The sequence below is a fragment of the Mesorhizobium sp. M1E.F.Ca.ET.063.01.1.1 genome (assembly GCF_003998155.1).
Taxonomy (GTDB): domain Bacteria; phylum Pseudomonadota; class Alphaproteobacteria; order Rhizobiales; family Rhizobiaceae; genus Mesorhizobium.
This window is the reverse complement of record NZ_RZSC01001328.1, coordinates 1-854: the sequence shown is the minus strand read 5'-3', so window position 1 is coordinate 854 and position 854 is coordinate 1. Positions and strand designations below refer to the sequence as shown.

The window sequence follows — 854 nt, the reverse complement described above, 5'->3', positions numbered from 1 at the left end:
ACGCTCTCCTCGCCGGGGGTGAGCTGCTTTTCCTGCACGGGTGCCGCGATCTCGGCGACGAACATGCGGTTGGCGCGGATCGCGCGGCGCTGGGCGACGATCACCCAGATCAGCCACAGGATGATCAGTCCGGCGATGATGGCGATGCGCACATTGTCGGAATCGAACGGTGCATAGGGGCCGACCTGAACGATCGGGCCGAACACCCAGATCAGCAGCGACAACAGCGCGATGCCGATCAGCGTCCAAAGGAAGCGCGAGGTCAGAACGGCCCAGAGGAAGCGCAGGATGAACATCACAGCCTCTTCTCAACCAGCACCTCGACGCGCCGGTTGAGCGCCCGGCCCTCGCGCGTCGAATTGTCGGCCACCGGATCGGTCTCCGCGCGGCCTTCGGAATGGATGCGGTCCTGCGGCACGCCGGCCTGCACCAGAAGGTTGGCGATGGTTTCGGCGCGCGCTTCCGACAGCCGCTGGTTGGTCGAAAGCGGATTCGACCTTTGCAGGCGCACATTGTCGGTATGGCCGACGACGGTGATGTTACCGATCAGCTCCTGATTGGCGAGGATCACCTTGGCGATCGACTCGACCAGCGGCTCGTAGCCTTGCGTGAGCGTCGGCCGCGACGACTGGAACAGCTCGGGGTTGGAAGACTGGATGACCAGCTTGGCCAGTGACACGCTCTCCGTGCCGCTCAGCGCTCCCTTGAGGCTGTCCGGTGCCTCGGCCTTGAATTCCGGCAGCAACGCGAAATCGACTGGCTCCGGCTCGGGCGGCGCAGGCGCGTCAACCTTCGGCGCGGCGCGGGTGATGTCGGCGCGCGCAGGCGGCGGCAGCGCCCGGACCAGCGCCGAG

Annotated in this window: 2 protein-coding genes; both read right to left on the bottom strand. The window is 66.3% G+C overall.

Features of this window, described 5'->3' with window-relative positions; translation table 11 throughout:
- Positions 1–296 (bottom strand): hypothetical protein (locus tag EOA29_RS38325; protein ID WP_145970117.1); only part of this gene is annotated, 296 nt, incomplete at its 3' end.
- The coding region (gene tssL / locus EOA29_RS38320; protein ID WP_127222509.1) for a type VI secretion system protein TssL, long form at positions 296–854 on the bottom strand (559 nt) is incomplete at its 5' end. The genes tssL and EOA29_RS38325, both read right to left, overlap by 1 nt.